We start from the raw sequence: 9,177 nt of genomic DNA, 5'->3' as shown, positions 1-9,177 counted from the left end.
GATCGGGAGATGGGGAGATGGTAAGCCACTCTCGTGCGGAGGAACACGACCGTTGAGAGAAGTGGCGCAACCCGAAGGGGGAGATGGGGAGAAATAAATATCAATCAATAACTGTCAACTGTCCACTGTCAACTGTAATTTGTTATCATCTTTTCACTAAACCCTATTAATCGTCGCTGTAGTTCAGATAACTAGTATTATTTGTTTGTTTGAGGTAACTTAACTTTAAGTAAATGTTTTCATAATTGGAGTATAAAACTTGATTATGCTAACAATTGCCAAACTTGAAAATATATAATCTTAATTGAGGTTTTATTATTCAGAAATCATCTTGAAATTGAGTACTTAAATACTTCTGTATGCAAAATTCAAAGATATTTGAAATATTTCAAATAGTTAAAATAATATTTATGCGATAGAGGTAATTCTAGATACTTTAAGAAAAGATAAGTAGGAGTTCATTATTATCCCTTGGCACGGTAGAGTTGATTCAATCAATCTCTATTAAAATAAATATCTCTAAATTAAGTGCTTAAAAATAACATAACGCAGGATGTGTAGCGGGGGCGTTTTCTGCACAGAAATCGAAAAAATCTGACGGTTTTGGCTGCTGGCTGGTAAGTTGTTTTCTCTACTATACAAATTGGGCATATGTGGCATAAACAAAAAAGCAAAAATCCAATAGTTCGTTTGGCTTTATTACTAGCGTTGACATCAACACCAGTAATGATTAATTTTCTCAAATCGGACTATGTAGTGGCACAATCAGCAACTGAAACTCCATCTTTTGGGCTACCAACTGCGGTACCTCAAGGGACTACAATTCGGGTAGATGGTTCTACTAGCATGAGCGGAGCGAATCAAGCATTAAAACAGCGTTTTGAGAAAGAGTATTCCGGTACCAACGTTGAACTTGCTAGTAATGGAACTGATGATGCACTCAAAGCTTTACAAGAAGGTAAGATAGATATTGCCGCGATTGGACGCGGTTTAACCGCCGAAGAAGAACAACAGGGTTTAGAACAGCAACGTTTACGACGAGAAAAAATTGCGATCGTTGTTGGTAAGGATAATCCTTTTAAAGGCGATTTAACCAATCAACAGTTTACCAGAATTTATCGCGGAGAAATCACCGACTGGTCGGAACTCGGCGCACCTTCAGGTAAAATTCGGGTTGTTGATCGTCCCGATATTAGCGATACTCGCCAAGCTTTTCGCAACTATCCACTTTTCCAGGGCAATTTATTTAAAACTGGTTCTAATGCGATTCAATTAGTTAGCGATGATCCAGCCGAAGTTGTCAAGGAATTGGGTAATGATGGCATCGGTTTTGTGTTAGCCAATCAGGTATCGAAACTAGATAATGTGCGTATTTTAAGTATGCACAAAACTTTACCAGATGATGCCAGATATCCTTACTCGCAACCCCTAGTTTACGTTTTCCGGAGAAATCCCTCAGAAGCAGTGAAAAACTTTGTTGGTTTTGCAACAGCAGCACCAGGGCAGGAAGCTTTACAAGCAGCTAGAGAACAAGAAGCCTTCTCGGTTGCTCAAACTGTTGCTCAAGCAATTTCCGGTGATGCAAATACCACAGCTACAATTACTCCGGGTGCAGTAACAACTCCGGGAAATACTCAAGCTACTACTGATAACACTACTAATAACAACAGTACAGCAACCGGAGATGTGGGAAACGCAACCAATACATCCACTTCCAGTAGCGTTAATAATAACAACCAAGCATTTGTACCGGGAGAGAACGCGGGTGTTTCTACTGAAGCTGCTGAAGCAAGAACAATACCTTGGTGGTGGATTTTATTTCCTGTGGGAGTTCTCGGTGCATTGCTGCTGTGGTGGTTGTTGGGAAGACGCAGGTCTCAGGAAGATGATACTGTTGCTAGGGGTGTATTACCAGACAATTCTCCCCCTCCCTTCACTCCCCAGACTACAAGTGCGAGCAGTGCTGTAGCAGAACCGATTGCAACTACACCTGTTGAACCTAGTACGTCAGGGATGAATACAGCAGGATTGGGGTTAGGAGCATTGGGAATCGCTGGATTAGGAGCCGCAGCAGCTTCGAGAAATCAGCAAGATACATCTGAAGTTGAATCTAGTTCCGAATTGTCTTTGGATACACCGGATTTACAACAACCGGATATTCCCGATACTGGATTAGATTTAGAAGCACCAGCTGCTGTGGTTAATAGTTCTTATCATTCATTACCGCGAATTTCTACCCCAATTGACGAGGAAATACCGCCGACACAGCCAGATAATACGGCTGAGGTTGATAATGTTGATCATAATGTTTCTGCTCAAGAATTACCGAGTAGTTCCACAAGTAACTGGTTGGGTAATTTTGCTCTTGGTGGTGCGGCTGCGGCTGGTGCGGCTAGAATCAAATCGAAACTAACTGGTAAGGATGTTTCAGAATCAGCCGTTGATGAAACATTGCCTTCTGATAATTCGGCTGTTGTAGGAGATCAAGCCGCAGAAGTTGAGCCAAGAACTGAGTATTCTCAATTACCAGATGTTTGGCAGACACCGGAAACTGAACAACCGTCAGGTCTAACAGAAGTATCGGTAAATGATGAGACTCTTGATAATAGTAATCTTACGGAAGAGAATCAAGAAACTTTACCTGCCGATTTGTGGGGAAATCCGGAAACCGAGCAATCCACATCTTTTCCTACAGGTGTTGTAGCTGGTGGAGCAGCAGCATTAGGAGGGATTGCCGCAGTCAGTTCGGGATTGTGGAATAATCAACAAACATCCGATGACGATAATCACAATTTACAAGTAGATCAAGAAACTTCACCTGCGGATTTGTGGGAAGAACCCCAAACCGAACAATCTGCATCTTTTCCTACAGATGTTGTAGAAGCGTCTGTAAATGATAATAATATCGAAGAAAGTAATATTACTGAAGTAAATCAAGAAACTTCACCTGCGGATTTGTGGGAAGAACCCCAAACCGAACAATCTACATCTTTTCCTACAGATGTTGCAGAAGCGTCTGTAAATGATAATAATATCGAAGAAAGTAATATTACTGAAGTAAATCAAGAAACTTCACCTGCGGATTTGTGGGAAGAACCCCAAACCGAACAATCTGCATCTTTTCCTACAGATGTTGTAGCAGCATCTGTAAATGATAATACTATCGAAGAGAGTAATATTACTGAAGTAAATCAAGAAACTTCACCTGCGGATTTGTGGGAAGAACCCCAAACCGAACAATCTGCATCTTTTCCTACAGATGTTGCAGAAGCATCTGTAAATGATAATAATATCGAAGAAAGTAATATTACTGAAGTAAATCAAGAAACTTCACCTGCGGATTTGTGGGAAGAACCCCAAACCGAACAATCTACATCTTTTCCTACAGATGTTGTAGCAGCAGGAGCCGCAGCATTAGGAGGAATTGCCGCAGTCAGTTCGGGGTTGTGGAATAATCAAGAGACATCGGAGAACGATAATAACAATGTAGAAGCACAAGTAGATCAAGAAACTTTACCAGCGGATTTGTGGGAAGACTCCCAAACCGAAAAACCCCAAACCGATCAGCAAGAAAATCTACCAAACATAACCGATATTAGCGATCGCGATCAAGAACAGCTGCAAGTAACCGAAGAAGCGCAATTATCGACTCCCGATTTACCTGAAGTTCGCATTATAGGTTTCAACGAGCAGTCAGCAGATGCTCAAATAACACCACCCCAAGAGCAAAAGCGAACTGATGCCGATGGTTTACCAAATGTTTGGATAACCCAACCGACAACCCCAACAGAAACAGTCTCCGAAGAAGAATCGCAGCAACCATCCGAAGAACAAATTACACAATTTGGTATTTCGTCTAACTCCGAGGATAACCCTGCATCTGCGGTTGCTGCTACGGTATTAGGAGCGGGTGCATTTGCGCTTGGTTCTCAAATGCTTGATGACAATGAAGAATCTCAAGAGCAAGATGAAAATCCCGCAATTAGCGAGCCTTCAGCATCTCAATTATCCTTTAGTGAAGATGTTGCTTTAGATCGAATCGCAGACGAAGCCGAAGTTGATGTAGATGTAGATACTAAAATGTCTTCATCCGAGCCAGATTTAGATGAAGCAGATACAGCATGGGACAGAATCTACGGTATCCATCATCAGGGGGGTACGGGAGTACCCGGTGAAAGCAATATATTGTTAGCAAGTCGTACTCCTAAATGGGCTTATGCTTCTTGGAATATTTCTGCTGATTCTAGAGAAGCAATGCAACATCTAGGTGCGACTCAATTAGTATTGCGACTGTATGATGTAACCAATGTTGACTTGAGTTATCAAGATGCTAAATTAGTTCAACAGTACGAATGTGAAACTACAGTTAGTCATCGTTACGTAGCTATACCCAATACCGATCGCGATTATATTGCTGAAATCGGTTATTTAACCAAAGACAAAGAATGGTCATTAATATCGCGATCGCCAATTGTCCGAGTATTTAGTCGTCCCCATAAAGACTTCTGGTTTGAAGCGGATGCAGAACTAATCATTCATGGTGCCACTGAACCCGGTTCAACTGTAACTATTGAAGGACAAAATATCAAAGTCAAGCAAGATGGTACTTTCCATCTACGGGTTCCCTTTACCGAAAGCACAATTAACTACTTGATTACCGCTGTTGCACCAAATAGTGAAGAAGCGAGAACTATTCATATGCAATTTTCCCAGAAGGAACCGAAGAATAGTTAGGAGTTGGGAGTTAGGAGTTAGGAGTTGGGAGTTAGGAGTTAGGAATTAGGAGTTAGGAGTTTTGAGTTTTGAGTTAGGAATTTTGAGCTATTAGGACTTACGCAACCGGCACAATTTTTTGCAACGGGTGTGTAGTTTAGAATAAATTTGAACGTAGCGATAAGACTTAACTACGCACCAACCAACGATTGTGACACGCAGCCTTAGTCCTGGTTTTGAATTAACTAATTTTGCTATTCATCCTCACACGCCTATGCGGTGGGGATGAATAGCGACGGGCGCGAGATTCCAACGCCCCTTTTTTAACCGGATAATTCCCAAGATTGATGACAAGTCCAACTAGCATCAGAATGTCGCTGATAAAAACGCAATTCCCATGTTACTGATGCTCGATGATTAATTGTTTGTTTTGCGATTTTTTTCAACTGTTCTTGTTGTTTCGCTGGGAATTCGTAAGCAAGACTTAAATGCAGCCAATTTTTTAAGCGTAAATCTTGATTGCGAGTCGGAGATTTAGCTGTTTTAGCAAAATCAATAACTAATTGCTTTAACATCGGTGAATATAATTCTAAACCATGCCATTCAGGTTTAAATGTTATATTCAAGACGCTAATTTCTGGATTGGTAAATTTTAATAAAGCCTGATTTAAAGCTTTGATATAAATAGGAATAGATGTTAACTCATCTTCAAAAAATCCGGTTAAAGTACAGTGAGGCATATATTTATGAGCTGCATTTTTACCGCATTCAATTTCACTGATTTCAAAATACAATTCCAACTGCGAATTTAATTCACCAACTGGACAAGCATAAACAATAAATTTTTCCATTTACTGATAATTGTATGTCATAAACGACACGCTTCACTGATAACTGATAACTGATAACTGATAACTGATAACTGATAACTGTCAACTGTCAACTGTTACGATTTTGATAAACTTTAATTAATCGATCAATACCTTTAAAGCGATATTTCCCCATTGGTTGAAACATATGAGGTTTGGAAAGCAGTTGGTAAGTCTGTTCGCTAACGACACATTCACCGGGATTGCAAACTCCTTCCATACGTGATGCTAAATTAATTGTTGCACCCAAAGCTGTGTACTCTACTCTTTGGGAACTACCGACATCACCGACTACAGCTTTACCACTGTTGATAGCAATTCTTAATTCTAATGGTTCTTGCCAAAAATGATTGAAATTTAAGTTTTCTAAGCGCGTTAACATTCCCATTGCAGCTGCTACAGCTCTATCTGCATGGTCTGCTTGCGGTTCTGGTGCGCCGAAAAATGCCATAATACAATCGCCTATATATTTATCCAAAGTACCACCGCAAGCAAATACTTCTTGCAACATTTCTTCAAATAATTTATTGAGTAATTCAGCGATTTCTGAAGGGGTAAAACGTTCCGACATTGGTGTAAATCCCACAACATCGGCAAATAAAATGCTAATTTCGCATTCTTTTGGAGGTAAACGTCCGTCGGGTAAAGTTCCCAAAGCTATCAACTGTTGTACAACCGCTGGTGAGTGATAGCGTTCCAATCTTTGGCGGATTATTTCTTCACTTTTAAGCTTTTCTAATAATAGCCAACGTTGGACACTAGAAGAAACTAAATTTCCTAAAGTTGAAAAGAAACTTAAATCTTCCGAACCTTCTTTTACCCAATGATAAGAAGAAAAACTGGCATCAGCATACAGTACACCTACAACCTTGTTTTCATCCCATAAAGGTACTGCGATCGCGCTGCGAATTCCCTTGAGAAAAACACTGTGTTCTTCAGCAAATCGTTCATCTTGATGAGTATCTGCTGATTGGATGGCAACTTTTTCTGCAAATACTTGCTGACATATACTCTGACTGATCCAGCTATCATCAGCCATTAATTGCTGTTTATGATTAACATTTCTAGTTGCAGCATTCATTAATATCAATTTACCGCAACTTTGGACATCTATTAACAGTGCCAAACGGTCAATACTATTAAGATAACGAAATACAACTTGCTGTACTTGAGAAAATATTTCTTCGATAGAAGTAGCCCCGGATAGATTTTTAGCTATATCTACCAAATCCTTAAGACGAGCGATTGTTTTATCCTTATTGCTGATATTACCATCTTTACTATCAGCATCTATCCATTGCTCTTGTAATTGTTTAACATTGCGAAGTATTGTTTTACCTTCAGAAAAATCTGTATATTTACTCGCAATTACTTGAGGAGGAAGGCTCAAAAGCACCACCAGAGAAATATCTCCGACCCAGATTATATCACCATCAGAAATTACAGTAGGGGAAGTTACGGGTTGTTCATTTAATATTGTACCGTTTTTGCTACCCAAATCTTCTATGATCCACAGGCCATTCTTCCTTTTAGTAAAACGGGTATGACTGCGAGAAACACCCCTAAAAGGTAGACATAGATTACATTCTTGCAACCTACCAACGATAAAAATATCTTGATCTACCGTCACCTTTTTTTGGGTATTTCCCCGTTGGAGAAGCAGTTTCAACTCGATCATGGCTGGGCTTAATTAATTCTCGAAGCAAGGATTAAACGGGTACAGAAAACCGGATACTACCGTCAAATCTTTAAAAATGAGGTTTATACAGCAATGTTAAAACCAACACATTTCATTTATGACACTGCATACGGTACTCCGACAACTATAACTCTTGTACGAGAAATCATTTAATTAAGGTTTTAGGGATTCAGTAATCGAGGGGGGATTTGACTTCCCCCTCCCGCGCGTTTAACTCCGTTTGCGTTTGGTTTACAAGCTACGGGAAAATTGTAGAATCACTCAAAGGAGAGTACAATCGATAGAACCGTTATTCAATAGTCGATTATTGGGTGTATTTTTACCTGAAAGCAAAGTTAAAATTAACGCATTCTTAACTATTTCTTTATCAAACATAAATGAAACGTCACTATACTTCTTCTTTACCTTCAAACTTAAATCAACGCAGAATTCCGATATTTTTGATTCTAGTCATTTTCAGTGTCTTAGCAGTATTAATAGCAACTCTCTATCCGTTTAACTTTTCATTACCAGATAGTGTTTCACGGCGAGAATTAGTTGATAGTTTTGATAACAATAGTTTTTTTAAAGACCAAGTAAATAATGTTTTGTTATTTTTACCTTTAGGATTTGGCTTGACAGGTTTATTGCAAAAAAGAAAATTTAAATTAGCTTCACAGATTATTACGGTAATTTTAGCTAGTGCGGGTTTATCTTTAACAGTCGAATTACTACAAATATTATTACCTTCAAGAGCGCCAACACCTGCGGATATTTTTAATAATACTTGCGGGGGATTTTTAGGATTAATTGGTTTTTATGTGTGGAATTCTCAAAGTTTCAAAGCTATATTACAAAAAGTTGAAACTAGTGAAGCGAGTAACTCACGTAGCAAAATAACCTTATTTTTTACAGGTTACATCATCCTGACATTTTTAATTACAATTCCTTGGCAAGCTACAACTAATTTAAGTGGTTGGAATTCTAATTTTCCATTAATTCTAGGCAACGAGACAACTGCTGATAGAGGTTGGGAAGGTTATATTTCCGAGCTTAATATTACCAATCAAGCTTTTACCAAAAATGAAGTAAACCAAATTTTTTCTCCAGGTAATAATTTTCTTCGTGGAGAAAATTCTCTGCTTGCTTCCTATGAATTTACCGGAAAAGCTCCATATCGAGATCGAACGGGGAAACAGCCGGATTTACAATGGTATGGGGAATCAACAATTCAAAATGAAAAAGGAGTTTTATTAAGTCCTAACCATTGGCTAAAAACAGCAACTCCCGTTACCTCATTGAGCGAAAGTATCAGAAAAACTTCCTCTTTTACTATTAGCACTACAGTTAATAGTAGTAAAAAAGAACAAACTGGACCAGCGCGAATTATCTCGCTTTCTCAGGATTCTTATCTTCGTAATTTTACCTTGGGACAACAAGGAAGCGACTTAGTATTTCGGGTTAGAACTCCTCTTACCGGCGCAAATGCTTCTGATGTAAAACTTGAAGTTCCTCATATCTTTGACGATTTAAAACCCCATCAAATAGTTATCACCTACTCAAAATCATTGCTAACAATTTATGTGGATAAAGTCGCTAATATTCATACATTAAATTTACTCGACCTCATACCCAAAGAAAAAAGATTTTTCTATTACGGACTCACATTTATTCCTTTAGGACTCTGCTTAGCGTTGTTAACAGCATTAGCCAAAAGAAAATTAAATTTTTACCGTTGGCTGCTTCCCACGGGAATATTATTACCTTCCTTGATATTAGAAGGAATTTTGGTACAGGAAAGCGGTAAAAGTATTAGTCCAAAAAACTTATTTCTCGGTATATTATTTACAGCCGGTACAATGCTAATCTTGAAAGTAAGAACAATCAACAATGAACAGTGAAAAGTTAACAATACCG

4 protein-coding genes are annotated in these 9,177 nt (G+C 38.8%); 2 read left to right on the top strand and 2 right to left on the bottom strand.

The window, feature by feature from the left end:
* Positions 1–651: 651 nt before the first annotated feature.
* Positions 652–4,734 carry a substrate-binding domain-containing protein gene (locus tag IQ247_RS11425; protein WP_193919991.1) on the top strand — a complete coding sequence of 1,361 codons (4,083 nt, stop codon included), beginning with the start codon at positions 652–654 and terminating at the stop codon, positions 4,732–4,734.
* Positions 4,735–5,036: 302 nt separating this feature from the next.
* Here the strand turns inward: IQ247_RS11425 and IQ247_RS11420 are convergent, their stop codons facing one another.
* Both IQ247_RS11420 and IQ247_RS11415 read right to left on the bottom strand, forming a co-directional pair.
* Positions 5,037–5,564 carry a hypothetical protein gene (locus tag IQ247_RS11420; RefSeq protein WP_193919989.1) on the bottom strand — a complete coding sequence of 176 codons (528 nt, stop codon included), beginning with the start codon at positions 5,562–5,564 and terminating at the stop codon, positions 5,037–5,039.
* Between the two features lie 88 nt (positions 5,565–5,652).
* Positions 5,653–7,260 (bottom strand): adenylate/guanylate cyclase domain-containing protein, encoded by a 1,608-nt coding sequence (locus IQ247_RS11415; protein WP_193919987.1) that lies wholly within the window; start codon positions 7,258–7,260, stop codon positions 5,653–5,655.
* Between the two features lie 398 nt (positions 7,261–7,658).
* Between IQ247_RS11415 and IQ247_RS11410 the strand changes: the two genes are divergently transcribed.
* Complete coding sequence (locus IQ247_RS11410; protein WP_193919985.1) at positions 7,659–9,161, top strand: VanZ family protein; 1,503 nt, start codon at positions 7,659–7,661, stop codon at positions 9,159–9,161.
* Positions 9,162–9,177: the final 16 nt, after the last annotated feature.

This window comes from Plectonema cf. radiosum LEGE 06105 (genome assembly GCF_015207665.1).
Classification (GTDB): Bacteria; Cyanobacteriota; Cyanobacteriia; order Cyanobacteriales; family Nostocaceae; genus Rivularia; species Rivularia radiosa_A.
Note: the sequence above shows the minus strand (reverse complement) of the source record. Positions and strands in the feature narration are given on the sequence as shown.

What these genes read in the sequence shown, in the direction of transcription:
- IQ247_RS11420 (WP_193919989.1), bottom strand. Translation starts at nt 5,564, where the DNA reads ATGGAAAAATTTATTGTTTATGCTTGTCCAGTTGGTGAATTAAATTCG.
- IQ247_RS11410 (WP_193919985.1), top strand. Translation starts at nt 7,659, where the DNA reads ATGAAACGTCACTATACTTCTTCTTTACCTTCAAACTTAAATCAACGC.
- IQ247_RS11415 (WP_193919987.1), bottom strand. Translation starts at nt 7,260, where the DNA reads ATGATCGAGTTGAAACTGCTTCTCCAACGGGGAAATACCCAAAAAAAG.
- IQ247_RS11425 (WP_193919991.1), top strand. Translation starts at nt 652, where the DNA reads ATGTGGCATAAACAAAAAAGCAAAAATCCAATAGTTCGTTTGGCTTTA.